Origin of the sequence: Burkholderia sp. AU6039 (assembly GCF_002223365.1) — a bacterium.
Lineage (GTDB): Bacteria > Pseudomonadota > Gammaproteobacteria > Burkholderiales > Burkholderiaceae > Burkholderia.
In genome coordinates, this window is sequence record NZ_NKFK01000002.1 from 72,654 (window position 1) to 91,908 (window position 19,255).

The window sequence follows — 19,255 nt, forward strand, 5'->3', positions numbered from 1 at the left end:
CGGGTTTTGACGAAAGGCGGGCGTCCGGAAGGGCGCCCGTTTTTTTATGCGTGCGCCGGATGGCCGTTGCCGCTTAACATGCGCGAATCAGGGTTCAGGCGTTGGCCGGGCGACGGTCGAGGCCTGTTTCAGCCACGAACGTATCGCGCAGTCCATGTCTCGAGAAACCGCCCCGGAAATCACCCGACCGTGCTTGACGGACGACGGCCAGCGCGTCCGGCTGGACGAGGTCGTCGCGCTGCTGCTTTCGTTCGGCCGTGGTCTTCACGTCGAGGATCACGCATTCGTCGGACGGCAGCGGCCGATCGAAATCGAGCAACACATTGCCGACGCGATCCACGCCCGGGTGGCGCTCGAGGGCTTCGCCCAGTTCACCCCGAGCGACGACGTGCGGGGCACCCTTCCGCTCGCGGCGATGCGCGACATGGTGACGAGCCTCGTGCAGGCCGGCATTCCGCCGGTGTTCGCGTTCGTGTGCGACGAATTCTGGCTCACGTACTGGCGGTTGCACCGGATTGTCCAGGCGGCGCTGGGTGCCGACACCTACCAGTTGATGCCGGATTTCTGGGTATGGCACGTCCGCGCGAACGCGGGGCAGGCCGGCTGGAGCATGCATCGCGATGCGGGGGCGAGATCGCTGCTGCCGGACGGGCGCGCCGGCGCGCTGTCGCTGTGGATCCCGCTGACGCCCGTCGATTCGTCCACCGGTTGCGTGATGCTGCTGCCGAAGCATCGCGATCCCGACTATGGAACGGATCGCGTGTCGCAGGCCGAATTCGACGTGCGGGACATCCGCGCGCTTCCCGGGCTCGCCGGCGACCTGATGATGTGGAGCCAGGCCGTACTGCACTGGGGCAGCCGCGGCAGCCCGCTGTCGGACCTGCCGCGGATCAGCATGTCGATGGGCGTGCAGGTCGACAGCCTGGGCCCGCTGAATCCGCCGCTGCTGAAATCCGACGTGTTGCCGGATGCCGGATTGCGGCTCGAACTGATCGCCAAGCAGATCCTGCAGTACGAGCGATTCGCGTCGATCGAACCTGCCTGGGCGCATTTTGCGCGCGTCTTGCTCGCCAGCGGATTGTCCGGGCTGGTCTTTGATGTTCCGGCCGAATGGCGGCCTCGCTGACGCAACGAAGCGTGCCCGCGTCGTTCGGACAGGAGACCGCGAATAACCCGCTGATATCTTTCATTTTGTAATGTTCCTTGCGAACTGTCATATCATGTCGCCCCTCGGGCCGCATTCGCGGTGGCTGCATGTGACTGACCCTATTTACAAGGACTCTGGATGGAAGCACTCGTGCAAGGGCTGATCGACGCCGTCAACGGCGTGTTGTGGAACTACGTGCTGATCGCGCTGCTGCTCGGCGTGGGCCTGTGGTTCACGCTGCGGTTCCGGATGATCCAGCTGAAGGCGCTGTTGCTCAGCGTGAAGCTGGTCGGCAGCAAGGGCGAGCCGGGCAGCATCTCGTCGTTCCAGGCGTTCGCGACCGGGCTCGCGAGCCGCGTCGGCACCGGCAACATCGCCGGCGTCGCGGTCGCGCTGACCGTCGGCGGGCCGGGCGCGATCTTCTGGATGTGGATGACGGCGCTGGTCGGGATGTCGTCCGCGTTCGTCGAGGCGACGCTCGCGCAGATCTTCAAGGTGTCGCATCCGGACGGCAGCTATCGCGGCGGCCCCGCGTACTACATCCAGACGGGCCTGCGCTCGCGCGGCTTCGGCGTGCTGTTCTCGCTGTCGCTGATCCTCGCGTTCGGCTTCGTGTTCAATGCGGTGCAGGCCAACGCGATCGCCGATGCGTTCGACACGTCGTTCGGCTGGAGCCGCGCGACGGTCGGTCTCGGGCTCGTGCTGCTGACCGCGCCGATCATCTTCGGCGGGATTCGCCGGATCGCGGCGGTTGCGCAGGTGATCGTGCCGCTGATGGCGATCGGCTACCTCGCGCTGGCGGTCTATGCGGTCGCGACGCATATCGCGCTGGTGCCGGGCGTGATCGCGCTGATCGTGAAGAGCGCGTTCGGTCTCGAACAGGCGGCGGGCGGCCTGACGGGCTATGCGGTCAGCCAGGCGGTCGCGATGGGCGTGAAGCGCGGGCTGTTCTCGAACGAGGCCGGCATGGGTAGCGCGCCGAATGCGGCGGCAACAGCCAGCACGCGGCATCCGGTCGTGCAGGGGCTGATCCAGATGCTCGGCGTGTTCGTCGACACGATCGTGATCTGCAGCGCGACCGCCTTCGTGATCCTGCTGTCGGGCCAGTACGAACTCGGCACCGGCATGGAAGGCGCGGCGCTCACGCAGCGCTCGATCGCGAGCCACGTCGGCGACTGGGGCGGCATCTACATGGCGTTCGCGATCTTCTTCTTCGCGTACTCGTCGGTGATCGGCAACTACGCGTATGCGGAAGGCAACGTCGAGTTCATCACGAAGCGGCGCGGCGTGCTGCCGCTGTTTCGCGTCGCGGTGCTCGCGATGGTGATGTTCGGCAGCGTCGGGCAACTGCCGCTCGTGTGGGCGATGGCCGATACGAGCATGGGGCTGATGGCGATCATCAACCTGATCGCGATCCTCGCGCTCGGCAAGTACGCGCACGCGGCCTGGCGCGACTATCGCCGCCAGCGCGCGGACGGCGTGGCCGATCCGGTGTTCACGCGCAACACGATTCCGGAGCTCGCGAACGTGCTGCCGACCGACGTGTGGGGCGAGCATGGCCCGCTGCCGCAACGTCCGGCCGCGGCTGATCCGGCGCGCGCGCCGCGCGCGGTGGCGAGCGAGTCATGAACGGCGACCGGCTGCGCGTGTTCGTCGCGCTGATGCCCGATGCGGCATCGCGCGACGCGCTGCACGCGTTGCCGGTTACCCGGGGCGCGCGGCGTCCGCTGCCCGCGCAACTGCATGTGACGCTCGCGTTCGTCGGCGCGATCGAGCGGGCGTGCTGCGACGCGCTGGCCGCGTGCCTGCCGGCGCTCGCGGCCGCGCATGCACTGCCGTTGATGCCGGTCGAACGGATCGCGTGGTGGCCGAGCCCGCCGCGGGCGCGGCTGATCGTCGCCGAGCTGGCCGCCGAGCCGGCGTGCGCGGCGTTGAATGCCGCGCTGTCGGCGAAGCTGCGCGAACTCGGCGTGCCGGCTGACCGGCGGCCGTTCCGCCCGCACGTGACGCTCGCGCGGCTGCCGCACGATGCGGTCGGGCAGCCGGCGCACGGCGGTGCGGTGAAGCGGCCGGTCGCGCTGCGGTTCGACGCGCTCACGCTGTTCGAAAGCCGGCTGTCGCACGAAGGCGTGTCGCATCGGCCGATCGTGTCGGCGCCGATTGCGCGGGCGGACGGTGAGGCGGGCGGCCAGGCGTCGCAGTGAGTGGCTTGTGAGCTGCGTTGCGATTGCCGGCCGCCATGTGTATCGCGTCAGCGCATCGCGTCGACGATATCGTCGGGCCTACCGGGCCTACCGGGCCTACCGGGCCTACCGGGCCTACCGGGCGTAGCGCGCGAGCGTCAACCCCGACAGATCGATCTCCGGCTCTCGCCCCGTGACGAGATCCGCCACCACCTTCCCCGAACCCATCGACATCGCCCAGCCCGTCGAGCCGTGGCCGACGTTCAGCCAGAGTCCGTCGATCCCGCTTGCGCCCAGCAGCGGCGGCCCGTCGGGCGTCATCGGCCGCCGGCCGACCCAGAAGCGCGCCGACGCCCGATCGGCCGCGTGCGGGAACCAGTCGTCGAGCACCTTCATCAGCGTATCGAGCGCCTGCTGGCGCAGCGCGGCGTGCCGGTTGCCGAGTTCCGCGGTACCCGCGACGCGCAGCGTCGGGCCGAAACGCGTGATCGCCGTCTTCAGCGATTCGTCCATCAGCGCGGCGCGTGGCGATTTTTCGTCGTCGACGACGGCGAGCGTCGCCGAGTAGCCCTTGACCGGATACAGCGGTACGTCGATGCCATGCGGCCGCAGCAGGCCGGCGCTGTCGACGCCGAGCGCGACGACGATCGCATCGGCAGCGAGCCGCACGTCGCGGTGCTGGCCGCCGGGGTTCGATGCGCGCGGATTCGGTCCGCCATCCTCGTCGCCGGTGCCGACGATCCGCACGCCGCGCACCCGGCCGGCTTCAACGTCGAGCGCCCGCACTTGCGTGCGAAAGCGGAACGTCACGCCGCTCGCTTCGCACAGTGCCCGCAGTTCGCGCGTGAAGCGTGCGCAGTCGCCGGCTTCGTCGTCGGGCAGGTAGATGCCGCCGACGGGCGCCTGCCGCGCCCAGCGCAAGCCCGGTTCGATCGCGGTGCAGCCGGCCGCGTCGAGTTCTCGGAACGTGATGCCCGCGTCGCGCAGCACCTTCAACGCGGGCTGCACCATCTCGACGTCGAACGCGCCGCGCAGCAGCTGCAGGTAGCCGCGGCTCGCGCCGTAGTCGAACGGATGGCGGTCGCGAAACGCGTGCAGGCACGCGCGGCTGTAGTACGCGATGCGCTGCATCCGCTGCTTGTTCACACGGAACCGCTCGAACTCGCATTCGCGCAGCCAGCGCGCGATCCAGCGCCACTGCGCGGCGTCGAGCGTCGGCCGGAAGATCAGCGGCGAAGCGGGCTTGAACAGGTACTTGAGGATCTTGCCCGGCATCCCGGGCGCGGCCCACGGCGTCACGTAGCCGGGGGCGATCACGCCCGCGTTGCCGAGGCTCGTCGCCTGCGCGACCTCGGCTTCGCGTTCGATCACGGTGACGTCGCAGCCTGCTTCGCGCAGGTGCCAGGCCGTGGTGACGCCGATCACGCCGGCGCCGAGAACGATCACGTGCATGCGGTTTCCCGAACGAAGAGGCCGCTCACGACGCGACGGCCGGATCGTCGACGAGCGACTTGCCGCGCGTTTCCGGCAGCACGAGCGCGGCGACGATCACGAGCAGGTAGCCGCCGCCGGCCACGAGGCCGATCGCCTTCACGAGCGACATCGACTGTGACAGCGCGCCGACGAGGATCGGGAAGAACGAACCGAGCCCGCGCCCGAGGTTGTAGCAGAAGCCCTGGCCCGAGCCGCGGATCGCGCCCGGATACAGCTCCGACAGATAAGCGCCGATGCCCGCGAAGATTCCCTGCACGACGATGCCGAGCGGGAAGCCGAGCAGCAGCATCGCGGTGTCGGTGATCGGCAGCATCGTGTACGCCATGCCGAGCGAGAACGAGCCGATCGCGAACAGGATGAACGACGCGCGGCGGCCGAGCCGGTCGGACAGGATCGCGCCGACCACGTAGCCGACGAACGAGCCGACGATCAGCACGACGAGATAGCCGCTCGTGTTGAACACCGACAGGTGGCGGACGGTTTTCAGGTAGGTGGGCAGCCACGTCGTGATCGCGTAGTAGCCGCCGAGCATCCCGGTGCACAGCGCGCTGCCGAACAGCGTGGCGCGCAGGTGCGGCGGTGAGAAGATCTCGAGGAAGTGGCCCGACACGCGGCCTTCGTCGCGCGCGCGGCGGGTGGCCGTGTAGATGTCCGGATCGCTGACGTTGCGGCGGATGTACAGGATCCACAGCGCAGGCAGGATGCCAATCCAGAAGCAGGCGCGCCACGCGACCTGCTCGGGCAGCAGCGCGAAGAACGCCCAGTAGAGGATCGCGGCCGCGCCCCAGCCGAACGACCAGCTGCTCTGCACGGTGCCGACCGCTTTCCCGCGATGCTCGGGCGAGCGGATCGTCTCGGCCATCATGATCGTCACGACCGACCATTCGCCGCCGAAGCCGAAGCCCTGCAGCGTGCGCGTCGCGAGCAGCTGCCAGAACGAATGGGTGAAGCCGGACAGGCAGGTGAACAGCGCGAACGTCGCGATCGTCCACTGCAGCACGCGTACGCGGCCGTAGCGGTCGGCAAGGATGCCGGCGACCCAGCCGCCGAGCGCCGACGAGATCAGCGAGCTCGTCGCGATCATCCCGGCCTCGCTCTTCGTCATGCCCCAGGTGGCGATCAGCGTCGGAATCAGGAACGAATAGATCATGAAGTCGAACGCATCGACCGCGTAGCCGCCGAAGCCGGCGTACAGCGTCCTGCGCTCGCGCGTCGACAGTTCGTTGAACCACTGGAATGCCTGCATGCTTGCCGCCCCCTCTTTTGTCTCGTCTCGCGCTGCCGTCTGGCGGCTATTTTACGGGCGGGATGCGGGGTGCCAAAAAGGTGAGTGCCGGTGTGTGGCGGCGCGGTGAATGGCGAGGGCGGAGGGTGTTCGTCCGGGAAAGGCAGGATGGCCGATCCGATCGCGCTTGGGCGACAGACAGGCCCGGGCAACGGCGACGGTCCACGCGCCGGCACGTGCTTCAGAGCGTCAGGCCACCGTCGACATGCACGACCTGGCCGGTGATCTGCCGCGCGGCGTCCGACAGCAGGAACGCGATCAGCGCGGCCACATCGTCGGGTTCGGCGATCCGGCCGAGCGGTGTCGCCTGTTCGGCCTGCGCCCATGCGGCGGCGTTGCCGGCGCTCGGCCCGTGGTCCTTGCGTGTGAAGCCGGGCGCGACCGCGTTGACGGTGATGCCGCGCGCGGCGAATTCGGCGGCGGCGGAGCGCACGAGCGATTCGAGCGCGGCCTTCGCAGCGGCGGTGGCCGCGAACGGCGCGTCGGCGCGGTAGCGGTGTGCGACGAACGAGCTGACCGCGACGATCCGCGGCGCAACCGACGCTTCGAGCAGCGGCCGCGCGCGGCCCGCGAGCGCGGAGAACGCGCCGGGCATCGCCGTGAAGGCCGACGCGAGCGCATCCGCGGAAAGACCGGAAAAGGATTGCCGCGCGGCGAAGCCGGCATTGGCAACGAGATGATCGAGCCCGCCGAAGTGCGTGGCGGTCGCATCGACGAGCGACGCGGCGACGCCCGGCTCACCGAGATCGCCGGTAAGCGTGACGCATTCCGCACCGGCCGCCGTGCATGCGTGAGCAACTTCGGTGAGCCGGGCGCGCGCCGCTTCGTCCGCGCCGCGCGCGTGCAGCGCCAGCGCGATACCGGGTGCCGCAAGCCGCCGCGCGAGTGCCGCGCCGATCCCGGAACCCGCGCCGGTGATCAGCGCGATCCGTGCGATGTGCGCGGCGCGTGCGCTCAAGCCGCGACCTTGTCGCTGTCGTTCACGCGCTCGACGTTGATCGTGCCGACGTGGAACGCGGCCAGCGATTCGCGGTGTGCGATGCTGACGATCGCGGCCTTCGGCAGCCGTTCGGCGAACAGGTGGTACAGGCGCGCTTCGTTGTCGGCGTCGAGCGCGCTGGTCGCCTCGTCGAGGAACAGGAAGTCGGGCTTGTGCAGCAGCACGCGCGCGCCGGCCAGGCGCTGCTGTTCGCCCGGCGACAGCACGCGGGTCCAGTGCGCGGTCTCGTCGAGGCGGTCGACGTAATCCTCGAGGCGGCATGCGCGCAGCGCGTCGCGGCAGGCTTCGTCGCTGAACGCGTCGGCCGTCGCCGGATAGGTGAGCGCGGCCTTCAGCGTGCCGATCGGCAGATAGCTCGTCTGCGGCACGAACATCATCCGCGCGCCGACCGGCGCATCGATCGCGCCGTCGCCGAACGGCCACAGGCCCGCGAGCGCGCGCATGAACGTGCTCTTGCCGGAACCCGACTTGCCGATCACGAGCCAGCGCGAGCCGGGCTCGATCGTGACGCTGCCGATGTTCGCGAGCGCGTTGCCGTTCGGCAGCGCGAGCTTGAGCGACGACGTCGACAGTTTCGCGCCGTCGACGTAGTGCAGGTTGATGCCGCCGTGCTCGGTCGCGGGCGACAGGCTTTCCTTCAGGTGCGACGTGCTCATCACGCGCTTGAATTCGCGCAGACGGTTGACGGTGGCGCGCCATTCGACGAGGGTCGAGTAACTGTTGATGAACCACGAGAACGAATCGCTGACGGTGCCGAACGCGGACGAGATCTGCATCAGCACGCCGAACGAGAACGCACCCGCGAAATAGCGCGGCGCGGCGACGACGAGCGGGAAGATGATCGCGATCTGCCCGTAGAAGCTGAGCACGAACGTGAGCCGCTTCGTGTACTTCATCACGCGCCACCAGTTGTCGCGGATGCGCATGAAGAGGTTTTGCGCGTTGCCGGTCTCGGTCTTCTCGCCGTCGTAGAACGCGATCTGCTCGGCGTTCTCGCGCACGCGGATCAGCCCGAAGCGGAAGTCGGCCTCGACGCGCTGCTGCTGGTAGTTGATCGACACGAGCGGATGGCCGACCTTCTGGATGATCAGCGAGCCGACCACCGCGTACAGCGCCGCCGCCCACACCATGTAGCCGGGAATCGCGATCGGCGTCGCGCCGAGCGAAATCGTCAGCGCGCCGGCGAGCGACCACAGGATCGTGATGAACGACACGAGCGTGACGACCGTCGACAGCAGGTCGAGCGACAGCGCGAGCGTGGTCGTCGCGAACGACTGGAGGTCGTCGGTGATCCGCTGGTCGGGGTTGTCGGCGAGGCGGTCACGCTCGATCCGGTAGAACGCGCGATCGCCGAGCCACTGGCCGAGAAAGCGGTCGGTGAGCCACTGGCGCCAGCGGAAGCCGAGCATCTGCCGCAGGTAGCGGCCGTACACGGCGAGGATGATGAAGGCGAACGCGAGCGCGGAGAACTGCATCAGCAGGTTCGGGAAGTCGTGGACGTCCTTCGACTGCAGCGCGTTGTAGAACTCCGCGTTCCACTTGTTCAGCCGGACGTTGATCCAGACCACGCAGAGGTTGATCGCGATGATCGTGACCAGCAGGCCCCACGCGATTTTCCATTCGGACGATACCCAGTAGGGCTTGATGAGGCTCCATGCGGATACCGGGCGCTCGTCCTGCGGCGCGTCGGAGGCGGAGCGGACGGGATCGATCGATTGGGTCATGTGCTTCCTGATGAGTAGCCGGCGCGCGGGCCGGGCGAAGCCGGGCGCGCGCCGCGATACGGCATGCCGGGACGCGGCGCCGACTGACGGCGGGCGTCCGGATGGTCGCCCGCGCGTCTTAAACGGCACTTAAGGCCGGCGGTGACGCGGCAACCGGCCGCTCGCGCGGCCGGCCTGCGGGCATTGTGCCAGAGCGGCGCGGCACGTCGGCGAATTTGCCGCAAGGGGGACAGTTTGCGGCGCTTTCCGCTTTTATGGTCTAATGGCCGACGACGAAACAGGGGTGCTTCGTGGCGCGGCCGGCAGATGTTCCGGGCAGCGCGATGAGGCTGAGAAAGACCCTTCGCACCCGATCCGGGTAATACCGGCGAGGGAAGTTTCTGATCCCGCCGGGTCGCGCTGGCTGCCATCCCACATGGTCAGCGCCCTTGTCCCGCCCGGCCGGCCTTTGCTGCCGGTTTCGTCCTTTTGGGTACGCGCCTTGCGCGTTACGGAAGGAATGATGACCGCACAATCTTCAGTCTTTTGCATGGTTCCCGGCCCGATGCCGCGTGCACTCGCATGCGGCGGCGCGTGCGCGTCGACGCTCGTCGTGCGTGCTCGCGCGGAGGGCGCGCGATGAACGCCCGGGATTCCCGACCCGATTTCGCGGTGCTCGGCGGCGGCCTCGTCGGCCGCCTGATCGCCTGGCGGCTCGCGGGCGACGGGCATCGCGTCGCGCTTTACGAGCGCGGCGGCCCGGACGGCGAGCAGTCGGCCGCGTGGATCGCGGCCGCGATGCTCGCGCCGCTCGCGGAAGCGGCGAGCGCGGAGCTGCTGATCACCGAACTGGGCGCCGCGTCGCTCGCGCGCTGGCCGCAGTGGCTCGCGGAACTGCCCGACCCCGTCTTCTTCCAGCAGCACGGCACGCTCGTCGTCTGGCACCACGCCGATCGCGCCGAGGCGCCGCTGTTCGAGCGGCGCGTGCGCGCGAACGCGCCGGCCGACCTGTTCGACCGCGGTTTCGTGACGCTCGTCGGCGCGCAGGTCGACGCGGCCGAGCCCGTGCTCGCGGGCCGCTTCGCGCGCGGCCTGCTGTTGCCGAACGAAGGCCAGCTCGACAATCGCCAGGCGCTGCGCGCGCTCGCGGCCGGCCTCGTCGAGCGCGGCGTCGACCTGCACTGGCACGTCACCATCGACGATGCGAACCTGCCCGCCGCGCATTTCACGATCGATTGTCGCGGGCTCGGCGCGAAACCCGCGCTGCCCGCGTTGCGCGGCATCCGCGGCGAAGTCGCGCGCGTGCACGCGCCCGGCATCGGGCTTACCCGGCCCGTGCGGCTGCTGCATCCGCGCTACCCGCTGTACATCGCGCCGAAGCAGGACGATCTCTATGTGATCGGCGCGACCGAGGTGGAGGGCGAGGACATGTCGCCCGTCAGCGTGCGCTCCGCGCTCGAGCTGCTGAGCGCGGCGTTCTCCGTGCATCCGGCGTTCGGCGAGGCGCGCATCCTCGAACTCAATGCGCAGTGCCGGCCGACGCTGCCCGATCATCGCCCGGCGGTGATCTGGGACGGCGCGTCGACGCTCGCCGTCAACGGCCTGTACCGGCACGGCTTCATGATCGCGCCGGAAGTCGCGCACGCGGCGGTCGCGGTTGCCGAAGCCGCGCTCGGCGGCGCGTTCGGCGATGCCGATGCGTTCGCCGCGTGGCGCGACGCCGAGCGCTGGCCGACGCTCCTTCATCACCGCAATGACGCGCGCCAACCGGCCTGACGCGCGCTGCCGACCGAATTCGACGAAGCCCCATGGACATCCAGATCAACCAACAGAACCTGACGTTGCCCGACGGCGCAACGGTGGCCGACGCGCTCGCCGCGTACGGCGCGCGTCCGCCGTACGCGGTCGCGCTGAACGGCAACTTCGTCGCGCGCACGCAGCACGCGGCGCGCGCACTCGCGGCGGGCGACAAGCTCGACGTCGTGCACCCGGTCGCGGGCGGCTGAGCGCCGCCACGTTGTTCACGCTTCGTCCCCGCTCTTTCAGGAAAACGACATGACGTCCCTCATCTCCGCCGACGCGTTGACGCTGTACGGCGAAACCTTCGCAAGCCGCGTGTTGCTCGGCACGTCGCGCTATCCGTCGCTGCAGTCGCTGTCCGATTCGATCGCCGCGTCGCGTCCCGGGATGGTGACGGTCGCGCTGCGCCGCCAGATGACCGGCGGCACGGCCGAAGCCGGCTTCTTCGACCTGCTCAAGCGCCACGCGGTGCCGCTGCTGCCGAACACGGCCGGCTGCCAGACCGTCGCCGAAGCCGTGACCACCGCGCACATGGCGCGCGAGGTCTTCGACACCGACTGGATCAAGCTCGAACTGATCGGCGACGACTACACGCTGCAGCCCGACCCGGTCGGCCTGATCGAAGCGGCCGCGCAACTGGTCAAGGACGGTTTCAAGGTGCTTCCGTACTGCACCGAGGATCTGGTGATCGGCCGGCGCCTGCTCGACGTCGGCTGCGAGGCGCTGATGCCGTGGGGCGCGCCGATCGGCACGGGCAAGGGCGTCGTGAACCCGTACGGCCTGCGCGTGCTGCGCGAGCGCCTGCCGGACGTGCCGCTGATCGTCGACGCGGGGCTCGGCGTGCCGTCGCATGCGTGCCAGGTGATGGAGTGGGGCTTCGACGGCGTGTTGCTGAACACGGCCGTGTCGCAGGCCACGCATCCCGAGATCATGGCGCGCGCGTTTGCGCAGGGCGTCGAGGCCGGCCGTGCCGCCTATCTCGCCGGGCCGATGGATGCGCGCGAGACCGCCCATGCGAGCACCCCGGTCGTCGGGATGCCGTTCTGGCACCAGGACGGAGGCGGCGCATGAGCGCGCGTTTCGCCGATGCATTCTGGCCGCCGGCCGACGAACTGGCCGAAGCGGCCGAGCGGATTCGCGCGCGGCTCGGCGACTGGCCGCGCGGCACTGCGCCGTGGCGGCTTTGTGTCGCGGTGCCTGATGTGCCGGCCGATGGCGACGTGCTGATCGTCTCGGCTGGCGACCGCACCGCGCAGGCGCGCGTGTCGGCCGCGTCGCGGCCCGCGGCGCCGGGCGCCGTCGCGATCGAATTCGACGAGCAGGGCGCGGTGTTTCACACGGCGGGCGCGCGTTACGCGCTCGACGCCGCGCATCCGCTCGGGGACGACTGGATCGCCGCGCTCGCGGCGTTCCTCGATTGCGGCTTTGCGCCGATCGACGCGCTGGTGCTGGCGCTGGCCTGGCGCGACGGCGATGAAACCCGCGCCGCCGATGCGTGGCCGGTCGACGCCGCGCGGTTTCCGCGGGTCGCCGGGCTGCCGGCCGCGCCCGAACCCGCGTTCGCGCCGTGTCCCGCGCAACTCGGCCTGTATCCGGTCGTGCCGGACGCCGAATGGGTCGAGCGTGTGCTCGATTGCGGCGTGCGGACCGTGCAACTGCGTGTGAAAGGCGCGACGCCGGACACCTTGCGGCGGGAAATCGCCCGCGCGGTCGCGGCCGCGCGCCGCTATTCCGATGCGCGCGTGTTCATCAACGATCACTGGCAGATCGCTGCAGAAGAGGGGGCGTACGGCGTTCATCTGGGCCAGGAAGACCTCGAGACGGCCGATCTGGCCGCGATCGCGCGCGCGGGCCTGCGGCTCGGACTTTCGAGCCACGGTTATTACGAAATATTGCGGGCATTGCACCAGCGCCCGAGCTATCTCGCGCTCGGCCCCGTGTACGCGACCGCGACCAAGGCCGTTGCTGCGCCGCCACAGGGCCTCGCGCGGATCACCCGCTATGCGCGCTTCGCTGGCACCCAGGCGCCGCTCGTCGCGATCGGCGGGGTGGGGCTCGACGCGCTGCCGGGCGTGCTGGCAACGGGCGTCGGCAGTGTCGCGGTGGTCAGCGCGGTGACGGGCGCGACCGACTATCGGGCCGCCATTGCTGCATTGCAGCAATGCTTTCCCGGACAATTTGACAATCGTTGACCGCAGGGCCCGGAACGGCTTCACGACATCATTCCAATGCAGGCCCTATAATTCGGCGTTCTGCGTAAAAGGACTGTCAGCTCCGTGAGCCCCACTCCTACCGAGACACTGCTGGAACTTCGCGACGTCGACTTTGGCTACGGCGACCGCCTCGTCCTGTCCAACCTGAACCTGCGCTTCGGGCGTGGGCAGGTGGTTGCGGTCATGGGCGGGTCGGGTTGCGGCAAGACGACCGTGCTGCGCCTGATCGGCGGCCTCGTGCGCGCGCGCCGCGGCCAGGTGCTGTTCGACGGCGCCGATGTCGGCGCGCAAACGCGCGACGGCCTGTACGCGCTGCGCCGCAAGATGGGCATGCTGTTCCAGTTCGGCGCGCTGTTCACCGACATGTCGGTGTTCGAGAACGTCGCGTTCGCGCTGCGCGAGCACACCGACCTGCCCGAAGACCTGATCCGCGACCTCGTGCTGATGAAGCTCAACGCGGTCGGGCTACGCGGCGCGCGTGACCTGATGCCGTCCGAGGTGTCGGGCGGGATGGCGCGCCGCATCGCGCTGGCACGTGCGATCGCGCTCGATCCGCAGCTCATCATGTACGACGAGCCGTTCGCGGGCCTCGATCCGATCTCGCTCGGCATCACCGCGAACCTGATCCGCACGCTGAACCAGGCGCTGGGCGCCACGTCGATCCTCGTCACGCACGACGTGCCGGAATCGTTCGCGATCGCCGACTACGTGTATTTCCTGGCCAACGGCGGCGTGCTCGCGCAGGGCACGCCCGACGAGCTGCGCGCGTCGACCGATCCGAGCGTGCGGCAGTTCATCGACGGTGCGCCGGACGGCCCGTTCAAATTTCATTACACGAGCCCGCCGCTCGCAGCGGATTTCGGCCTCGGCGGAGGGCGCGCATGATCAGCGCGATCGGACGTTACGTCATCGGCGGCCTCGAACGCGCGGGCTACGGCACGCGGCTGTTCGTGCGCCTCGTGCTGGAATTCTTCCCGCTGCTGCGCCGGCCGCGGCTGGTCACGAAGCAGATCCACTTCCTCGGCAACTATTCGTTCGTGATCATTGCCGTGTCGGGGCTGTTCGTCGGCTTCGTGCTCGGCCTGCAGGGCTATTACACGCTGAACCGCTACGGTTCCGAGCAGGCGCTCGGCCTGCTGGTCGCGCTGTCGCTCGTGCGTGAGCTCGGGCCGGTCGTCACCGCGCTGCTGTTCGCGGGGCGTGCGGGCACGTCGCTCACGGCCGAGATCGGTCTGATGAAAGCCGGCGAACAGCTCACCGCGCTCGAGATGATGGCGGTGGACCCGATCAAGAACGTGATCGCGCCGCGCATGTGGGCGGGCATCATCGCGATGCCGCTGCTGGCGGCGATCTTCAACGCGGTCGGCGTGCTCGGCGGTTACTTCGTCGGCGTCGTGCTGATCGGCGTCGATCCGGGTGCGTTCTGGTCGCAGATGCAGGGCGGCGTGCAGGTCTGGGCCGACGTCGGCAACGGCGTGATCAAGAGCATCGTGTTCGGGTTCGCCGTGACCTTCATTGCGCTGTATCAAGGGTATGAAGCGAAGCCCACGCCCGAGGGCGTGTCGCGCGCGACCACCAAGACGGTCGTGTTCGCGTCGCTCGCCGTACTCGGCCTCGATTTCCTGCTGACCGCGCTGATGTTCAGCTAAGCCTCAGCCAAGCCAAATTTTGGGATGACGATGAAAAAGACTGCTCTCGACTTCTGGGTCGGCCTGTTCGTGGTGGTGGGCTTCCTTGCGGTGCTGTTCCTGGCGCTCAAGGTCGGCAACATGAGTTCGCTGTCGTTTCAGCCGACCTATTCGGTGAGGATGAAATTCGACAATATCGGCGGGCTGAAGCCGCGCGCGGCCGTGAAGAGCGCGGGCGTCGTGGTCGGCCGCGTGAAGTCGATCGGCTTCGACACGAATACGTATCAGGCGCTTGTCACGATCGATGTCGACGGCCAGTATCAATTCCCGAAGGATTCGTCGGCGAAGATCCTGACGTCGGGCCTGCTCGGCGAGCAATATATCGGCCTGGATCCGGGCGGTGACACCGAAATGCTGAAGTCGGGCGATACGATCACGATGACGCAATCGGCGATCGTGCTCGAGAACCTGATCGGCCAGTTCCTGTACAGCAAGGCTGCCGATGCGGGCGGGGCGAAGCCGGCAGCCGGTGCATCGGCCGCCGCGCCTGCCGCGCCCGCACCGGTGGCGGTGCCGGCGTCGGCGGTGTCCGCTGCGTCCGGTTCGGCGGCCCAATAACCACACGAGAGAAAACAAGAGGGAATGACCATGCACACGATCCGCATCAGGCAGGCCGCGCTGGCGGTAGCGGCAGTCGCCGCGTTGAGCGGCTGCGCGACCGTGCAGACGCCGACCAAGGGCGATCCGCTCGAAGGCTTCAACCGGTCGATGTACAAGTTCAACGACACGGTCGACACGTACGCGCTGAAGCCGGTCGCGAAGGGCTACCAGTACGTGGTGCCGCAGCCGGTGCGCGACAGCGTGACGAACTTCTTCTCGAACATCGGCGACGTCTACATCGCGGCGAACAACATCGTGCAGCTGCGCATTGCCGACGGCGTCGGCGACATCATGCGCGTCGTGATCAACACGGTGTTCGGCGTCGGCGGCCTGTTCGACGTCGCGACGATCGCGAAGCTGCCGAAGCACACGGCCGACTTCGGGATCACGATGGGCCGCTACGGCATGCCGTCGGGCCCGTATCTCGTGCTGCCGCTGCTCGGCCCGAGCACGCTGCGCGACACGGCGGGCCTGGGCGTCGACTACGTCGGCAACCCGCTCACGTACGTGAAGCCGGATGGCCTGAGCTGGGGCCTGTTCGGCGTCAACCTCGTCAACACGCGTTCGAACCTGCTCGGCGCGGGCGATGTGCTGGATGCCGCGGCGCTCGACAAGTATTCGTTCGTCCGTAACGCGTACCTGCAACGCCGCCAGATGCTGATCAGCAACGCGCGCGGCGAGGCGGCCGCGACATCGAGCAACGACGCACTGCCGAAGTACGACCTGCCGGAAGACGGCGCGGCACCGGCGGCAGCCGGCGCGGCCGGTGCGGCGGGCGCCGCGGCGGTGGGCGGTGCAACGGCGCCGGCAGGCGCATCGGGCGCGGCGGTGGCCGCGCCGGCTTCGGGCACGGCCGAATCGCCGAACCCGGCCAGCGAAACGAACGTGCCGGCGATGCAGGTGGCGCCGCCGTCGCCGGGCGGGTTCCGGTTCCCGAGCATCCGGCTGCACTGACGGATTTACATTCGTTACAGCCGGAAACGATTCAGTCGGTAGCGTATGCGAACTTGCGCGTAAGCTACCTGCTCCAACCTTCGCATCGACTCATTCATGCAGGCCACTATGATGAAAAAACTGTTCCTGATCCCCGTTTTCGCGGCGCTGTTCTCGTTCGGCAGCGCAGCCCACGCGCAAGTCGACCAGTCGAACCCGCAGGCGCTGATCAAGACGGCGACGCAGCAGGTGCTCGACGAAGTCAAGCAGCAGACGATCAAGCAGGGCGACACCAACCGCATCATCACGATCGTCAACAAGGATATCCTGCCGTACACCGATTTCCGCCGCACCACGCAGCTCGCGATGGGCCGCAACTGGCGCACCGCGACGGCCGAGCAGCAACAGCAGGTCCAGGAGCAGTTCAAGCTGCTGCTGATCCGCACGTACTCGGGTGCGCTGGCGCAACTGAAGCCGGACCAGCAGATCCAGTACCCGCCGTTCCGTGCCGATCCGGCCGATACCGATGTCGTGGTCAAGACGGTCGCGATGAACAACGGCCAGCCGGTCCAGATCGATTACCGCCTGTACAAGACGGCGAACGGCTGGAAGGTGTATGACCTGAACGTGCTCGGCGCGTGGCTGATCCAGACGTACCAGCAGCAGTTCAACGAGAAGATCCAGCAAAGCGGCGTGGAAGGCCTGATCCAGTTCCTCACGCAGCGCAACCAGCAACTTGCCGCCGGCAAGCAAGCGTCGTGAGCGGCTTCGAAGCCGGCTCCTCGCTGACCGTCGCGAGCGCGAAGTCCGCGCTCGCGGACGGTCTTGCGCGCATCGGCGCGGGCGCGACCGCCGTCGATTGCGCGGCGCTGACGCAGTTCGATTCGTCCGCGCTCGCCGTGCTGCTCGCATGGCAACGTGCCGCCAAAGCGCGCGGTGCGACCCTCGACATCCACAATCTCCCTCCGAAGCTCGCCAGCCTCGCGCACGCGTACGGCGTCGACGCGCTCATCGACGGCACCGGGCGACATTGACCCTCTCCGACCGGAGCCTGCCGCGCCGCCCGGCGCGCGCAAGCTTCAGGCCGCGTGCCTCCGGCACCGGCTCCCCCAGCCGGTTTGCCCTATAATCAAGCGTTTTGCGGGGCAGCCAATCGGCGTCCGGCCCCCATTTTCATACGCAGCAAGCACAGAATAGGCGTCGCGGCCCTGGCGTCGCGCACAGTCATGTCAGCCATAGAAATCCGTCACGTCAAGAAGCGCTACAAGTCGCTTCAGGCGCTCAAGGGCGTCAGCCTGTCGGTCGAGGAAGGCGAGTTTTTCGGTCTGCTCGGCCCCAACGGCGCAGGCAAGACCACGCTCATCAGTATCCTCGCCGGGCTCGCCCGGGCCGACGAAGGCAGTATCTCGGTGCGCGGTCACGACGTCGTCAAGGACTTCCGTGGCGCGCGCCGTGCACTCGGCGTCGTGCCGCAGGAACTCGTGTTCGATCCGTTCTTCACCGTCCGCGAGACGCTGCGGATCCAGTCCGGCTATTTCGGGCTGCGCCGCAACGACGACTGGATCGACGAAGTGATGGCCAATCTCGACCTCACCGAGAAGGCCGACGCGAACATGCGCGCGCTGTCGGGCGGGATGAAGCGCCGCGTGCTGGTCGCGCAGGCGCTCGTGCACCGGCCGCCCGTGATCGTGCTCGACGAACCGACCGCCGGCGTCGACGTCGAATTGCGCCAGACGCTGTGGAAATTCATCTCGCGCCTGAACCGCGAAGGCCACACGATCGTGCTGACCACCCATTACCTCGAGGAAGCCGAGTCGCTGTGCGACCGCATCGCGATGCTGCGCCGTGGCGAAGTGGTCGCGCTCGACCGCACCGACGCGCTGCTGCGCCGCTTCGCGGGGCTGCAGCTCTACCTGCGCCTCGCGACCGGCGCGCTGCCGTCCGAGCTGCGCGGGCTGGAGTCCGACCCGGCCGCCCGCGCGCCGGGCGAGCACCTGCTGCGCCTGACGAGCTACGACGATGTCGAACGCATCCTCGCGCAATGCCGCGCGGCGGGCTGCACGTTCGACGAGATCGAGGTCCGCAAGGCCGACCTCGAGGATGTGTTCGTCCAGGTGATGAACGGGGCAGAGGTCATCGAGGGATTGGCATGAGCGGGTTTCAAACGCTGTTCTACAAGGAACTGCTGCGTTTCTGGAAAGTGTCGTTCCAGACGGTGTGCGCACCGATCGTCACGGCGCTGCTGTATCTGACGATCTTCGGCCACGCGCTGTCGGGCCGCGTCGAAGTCTATCCGGGCGTCGAGTACGTGAGCTTTCTCGTGCCGGGCCTCGTGATGATGAGCGTGCTGCAGAACGCGTTCGCGAACAGCTCGTCGTCGCTGATCCAGTCGAAGATCACCGGCAACCTCGTGTTCATGCTGCTGCCGCCGCTGTCGTACCGCGACATCTTCGGCGCGTACGTGCTCGCGTCCGTGGTGCGCGGCCTCGCCGTCGGCGCGGGCGTGTTCGTCGTGACGATCTGGTTTATCCCGATGCATTTCGCGGCGCCGCTGTTCATCATTGCGTTCGCGTTGCTCGGCTCGGCGATCCTCGGCACGCTCGGCCTGATCGCCGGGATCTGGGCCGAGAAGTTCGACCAGCTCGCCGCGTTCCAGAACTTCCTGATCATGCCGCTGACGTTCCTGTCCGGCGTGTTCTATTCGACGCACTCGCTGCCGCCCGTGTGGCGCGAGATCTCGCGTCTCAACCCGTTTTTCTACATGATCGACGGCTTCCGTTTCGGGTTCTTCGGCGCGTCCGACATCAACCCGTTCGCGAGCCTCGCGATCGTCACCGGTTTCTTCGTGCTGCTCGCGCTGATCGCGATGCGGCTGCTCGCGACCGGCTACAAACTGCGTCATTGATATCGACAGGCAGCGGCCGCCATCCGGGCGGCGCGCGCCGACAGGAGCCTTACACCATGTTGCCGACTCCCGAACAGGTCAAGCAATACATCGCCGGCGGTCTCGCCTGCACGCATCTGGAAGTCGAAGGCGACGGCCAGCATTTCTTCGCGACGATCGTGTCGGCGGCCTTCGAAGGCAAGCGGCCGATCCAGCGGCACCAGCTCGTCTATGCGGCGCTCGGCGATCGCATGAAACAGGAAATTCACGCGCTCAGCATGAAGACGCTGACGCCCGCCGAATGGCAGAACGCATAAACGGAAAT

At 68.3% G+C, this 19,255-nt stretch carries 20 protein-coding genes and 1 riboswitch; of the genes, 16 read left to right on the plus strand and 4 right to left on the minus strand.

Annotated elements, in window-relative coordinates; all coding sequences use genetic code 11:
• Positions 1–46 precede the first annotated feature (46 nt).
• The 3 genes from CFB39_RS01870 to thpR all read left to right on the plus strand — a co-directional run bounded on the left by CFB39_RS01870 (position 47) and on the right by thpR (position 3,351).
• The gene (locus CFB39_RS01870) at positions 47–1,126 is read left to right on the plus strand and encodes a phytanoyl-CoA dioxygenase family protein (RefSeq protein ID WP_089472019.1); all 1,080 of its coding nucleotides are present in this window, start codon (positions 47–49) and stop codon (positions 1,124–1,126) included.
• Positions 1,127–1,285: 159 nt separating this feature from the next.
• The gene (locus tag CFB39_RS01875) at positions 1,286–2,776 is read left to right on the plus strand and encodes a sodium:alanine symporter family protein (RefSeq protein ID WP_089472020.1); all 1,491 of its coding nucleotides are present in this window, start codon (positions 1,286–1,288) and stop codon (positions 2,774–2,776) included.
• On the plus strand, positions 2,773–3,351 hold the full coding sequence (thpR, locus tag CFB39_RS01880; RefSeq protein WP_089472021.1) for an RNA 2',3'-cyclic phosphodiesterase: 579 nt from the start codon (positions 2,773–2,775) through the stop codon (positions 3,349–3,351). Before CFB39_RS01875 ends, thpR begins: the two co-directional genes overlap by 4 nt.
• Positions 3,352–3,465: 114 nt before the next feature.
• On the opposite strand, the gene CFB39_RS01885 is transcribed toward thpR, so the two are convergent.
• The 4 genes from CFB39_RS01885 to CFB39_RS01900 all read right to left on the minus strand — a co-directional run bounded on the left by CFB39_RS01885 (position 3,466) and on the right by CFB39_RS01900 (position 8,833).
• Complete coding sequence (locus tag CFB39_RS01885) at positions 3,466–4,782, minus strand: D-amino acid dehydrogenase (protein ID WP_089472022.1); 1,317 nt, start codon at positions 4,780–4,782, stop codon at positions 3,466–3,468.
• Between the two features lie 25 nt (positions 4,783–4,807).
• Positions 4,808–6,070 (minus strand): MFS transporter, encoded by a 1,263-nt coding sequence (locus CFB39_RS01890; protein ID WP_089472023.1) that lies wholly within the window; start codon positions 6,068–6,070, stop codon positions 4,808–4,810.
• 220 nt (positions 6,071–6,290) lie between these two features.
• A complete protein-coding gene (locus CFB39_RS01895; RefSeq protein ID WP_089472024.1) occupies positions 6,291–7,067 on the minus strand; it encodes an SDR family NAD(P)-dependent oxidoreductase in 777 nt (258 codons plus the stop codon).
• Positions 7,064–8,833: an ABC transporter ATP-binding protein/permease gene (locus CFB39_RS01900; protein ID WP_089424329.1), complete on the minus strand. Its 1,770-nt coding sequence runs from the start codon at positions 8,831–8,833 to the stop codon at positions 7,064–7,066. The genes CFB39_RS01895 and CFB39_RS01900 overlap by 4 nt, the downstream gene beginning before the upstream one ends.
• 269 nt (positions 8,834–9,102) lie before the next feature.
• Positions 9,103–9,226, plus strand: a riboswitch (TPP riboswitch).
• A 225-nt stretch (positions 9,227–9,451) separates the two neighbouring features.
• On the opposite strand from CFB39_RS01900, the gene CFB39_RS01910 reads away from it, so the two are divergent.
• The 13 genes from CFB39_RS01910 (at position 9,452) to CFB39_RS01970 (ending at position 19,247) form a co-directional block, all read left to right on the plus strand.
• Positions 9,452–10,588 (plus strand): FAD-dependent oxidoreductase, encoded by a 1,137-nt coding sequence (locus tag CFB39_RS01910; protein WP_089472025.1) that lies wholly within the window; start codon positions 9,452–9,454, stop codon positions 10,586–10,588.
• Positions 10,589–10,620: 32 nt separating this feature from the next.
• A complete protein-coding gene (thiS, locus tag CFB39_RS01915; protein WP_011350713.1) occupies positions 10,621–10,818 on the plus strand; it encodes a sulfur carrier protein ThiS in 198 nt (65 codons plus the stop codon).
• A 49-nt stretch (positions 10,819–10,867) separates the two neighbouring features.
• A complete protein-coding gene (locus tag CFB39_RS01920) occupies positions 10,868–11,683 on the plus strand; it encodes a thiazole synthase (protein ID WP_089472026.1) in 816 nt (271 codons plus the stop codon).
• Positions 11,680–12,804: a thiamine phosphate synthase gene (gene thiE / locus CFB39_RS01925; protein WP_089472027.1), complete on the plus strand. Its 1,125-nt coding sequence runs from the start codon at positions 11,680–11,682 to the stop codon at positions 12,802–12,804. The genes CFB39_RS01920 and thiE overlap by 4 nt, the downstream gene beginning before the upstream one ends.
• An 84-nt stretch (positions 12,805–12,888) precedes the next feature.
• Positions 12,889–13,710, plus strand: coding sequence for an ABC transporter ATP-binding protein (locus CFB39_RS01930; RefSeq protein ID WP_006477138.1), 822 nt, complete (start codon positions 12,889–12,891; stop codon positions 13,708–13,710).
• On the plus strand, positions 13,707–14,474 hold the full coding sequence (gene mlaE, locus CFB39_RS01935) for a lipid asymmetry maintenance ABC transporter permease subunit MlaE (RefSeq protein WP_006486220.1): 768 nt from the start codon (positions 13,707–13,709) through the stop codon (positions 14,472–14,474). Before CFB39_RS01930 ends, mlaE begins: the two co-directional genes overlap by 4 nt.
• A gap of 24 nt (positions 14,475–14,498) precedes the next feature.
• Entirely contained in the window at positions 14,499–15,071 is a 573-nt protein-coding gene (gene mlaD, locus CFB39_RS01940) for an outer membrane lipid asymmetry maintenance protein MlaD (RefSeq protein WP_089472028.1), read from the plus strand.
• Positions 15,072–15,101: 30 nt separating this feature from the next.
• Complete coding sequence (locus CFB39_RS01945; RefSeq protein WP_089472095.1) at positions 15,102–16,067, plus strand: VacJ family lipoprotein; 966 nt, start codon at positions 15,102–15,104, stop codon at positions 16,065–16,067.
• Positions 16,068–16,178: 111 nt separating this feature from the next.
• Entirely contained in the window at positions 16,179–16,808 is a 630-nt protein-coding gene (locus CFB39_RS01950; protein WP_050013177.1) for a phospholipid-binding protein MlaC, read from the plus strand.
• A complete protein-coding gene (locus CFB39_RS01955) occupies positions 16,805–17,080 on the plus strand; it encodes a lipid asymmetry maintenance protein MlaB (protein WP_089472029.1) in 276 nt (91 codons plus the stop codon). Before CFB39_RS01950 ends, CFB39_RS01955 begins: the two co-directional genes overlap by 4 nt.
• Positions 17,081–17,272: 192 nt before the next feature.
• The gene (locus tag CFB39_RS01960) at positions 17,273–18,199 is read left to right on the plus strand and encodes an ABC transporter ATP-binding protein (RefSeq protein ID WP_059522281.1); all 927 of its coding nucleotides are present in this window, start codon (positions 17,273–17,275) and stop codon (positions 18,197–18,199) included.
• On the plus strand, positions 18,196–18,951 hold the full coding sequence (locus CFB39_RS01965) for an ABC transporter permease (RefSeq protein ID WP_089460352.1): 756 nt from the start codon (positions 18,196–18,198) through the stop codon (positions 18,949–18,951). The genes CFB39_RS01960 and CFB39_RS01965 overlap by 4 nt, the downstream gene beginning before the upstream one ends.
• A gap of 56 nt (positions 18,952–19,007) precedes the next feature.
• Entirely contained in the window at positions 19,008–19,247 is a 240-nt protein-coding gene (locus CFB39_RS01970) for a BolA family protein (protein WP_006477131.1), read from the plus strand.
• Positions 19,248–19,255 lie beyond the last annotated feature (8 nt).

What these genes read in the sequence shown, in the direction of transcription:
- CFB39_RS01870 (WP_089472019.1), top strand. Translation starts at nt 47, where the DNA reads ATGCGTGCGCCGGATGGCCGTTGCCGCTTAACATGCGCGAATCAGGGT.
- CFB39_RS01875 (WP_089472020.1), top strand. Translation starts at nt 1,286, where the DNA reads ATGGAAGCACTCGTGCAAGGGCTGATCGACGCCGTCAACGGCGTGTTG.
- thpR (WP_089472021.1), top strand. Translation starts at nt 2,773, where the DNA reads ATGAACGGCGACCGGCTGCGCGTGTTCGTCGCGCTGATGCCCGATGCG.
- CFB39_RS01885 (WP_089472022.1), bottom strand. Translation starts at nt 4,782, where the DNA reads ATGCACGTGATCGTTCTCGGCGCCGGCGTGATCGGCGTCACCACGGCC.
- CFB39_RS01890 (WP_089472023.1), bottom strand. Translation starts at nt 6,070, where the DNA reads ATGCAGGCATTCCAGTGGTTCAACGAACTGTCGACGCGCGAGCGCAGG.
- CFB39_RS01900 (WP_089424329.1), bottom strand. Translation starts at nt 8,833, where the DNA reads ATGACCCAATCGATCGATCCCGTCCGCTCCGCCTCCGACGCGCCGCAG.
- CFB39_RS01910 (WP_089472025.1), top strand. Translation starts at nt 9,452, where the DNA reads ATGAACGCCCGGGATTCCCGACCCGATTTCGCGGTGCTCGGCGGCGGC.
- thiS (WP_011350713.1), top strand. Translation starts at nt 10,621, where the DNA reads ATGGACATCCAGATCAACCAACAGAACCTGACGTTGCCCGACGGCGCA.
- CFB39_RS01920 (WP_089472026.1), top strand. Translation starts at nt 10,868, where the DNA reads ATGACGTCCCTCATCTCCGCCGACGCGTTGACGCTGTACGGCGAAACC.
- thiE (WP_089472027.1), top strand. Translation starts at nt 11,680, where the DNA reads ATGAGCGCGCGTTTCGCCGATGCATTCTGGCCGCCGGCCGACGAACTG.
- mlaE (WP_006486220.1), top strand. Translation starts at nt 13,707, where the DNA reads ATGATCAGCGCGATCGGACGTTACGTCATCGGCGGCCTCGAACGCGCG.
- mlaD (WP_089472028.1), top strand. Translation starts at nt 14,499, where the DNA reads ATGACGATGAAAAAGACTGCTCTCGACTTCTGGGTCGGCCTGTTCGTG.
- CFB39_RS01945 (WP_089472095.1), top strand. Translation starts at nt 15,102, where the DNA reads ATGCACACGATCCGCATCAGGCAGGCCGCGCTGGCGGTAGCGGCAGTC.
- CFB39_RS01950 (WP_050013177.1), top strand. Translation starts at nt 16,179, where the DNA reads ATGAAAAAACTGTTCCTGATCCCCGTTTTCGCGGCGCTGTTCTCGTTC.
- CFB39_RS01960 (WP_059522281.1), top strand. Translation starts at nt 17,273, where the DNA reads ATGTCAGCCATAGAAATCCGTCACGTCAAGAAGCGCTACAAGTCGCTT.
- CFB39_RS01965 (WP_089460352.1), top strand. Translation starts at nt 18,196, where the DNA reads ATGAGCGGGTTTCAAACGCTGTTCTACAAGGAACTGCTGCGTTTCTGG.
- CFB39_RS01970 (WP_006477131.1), top strand. Translation starts at nt 19,008, where the DNA reads ATGTTGCCGACTCCCGAACAGGTCAAGCAATACATCGCCGGCGGTCTC.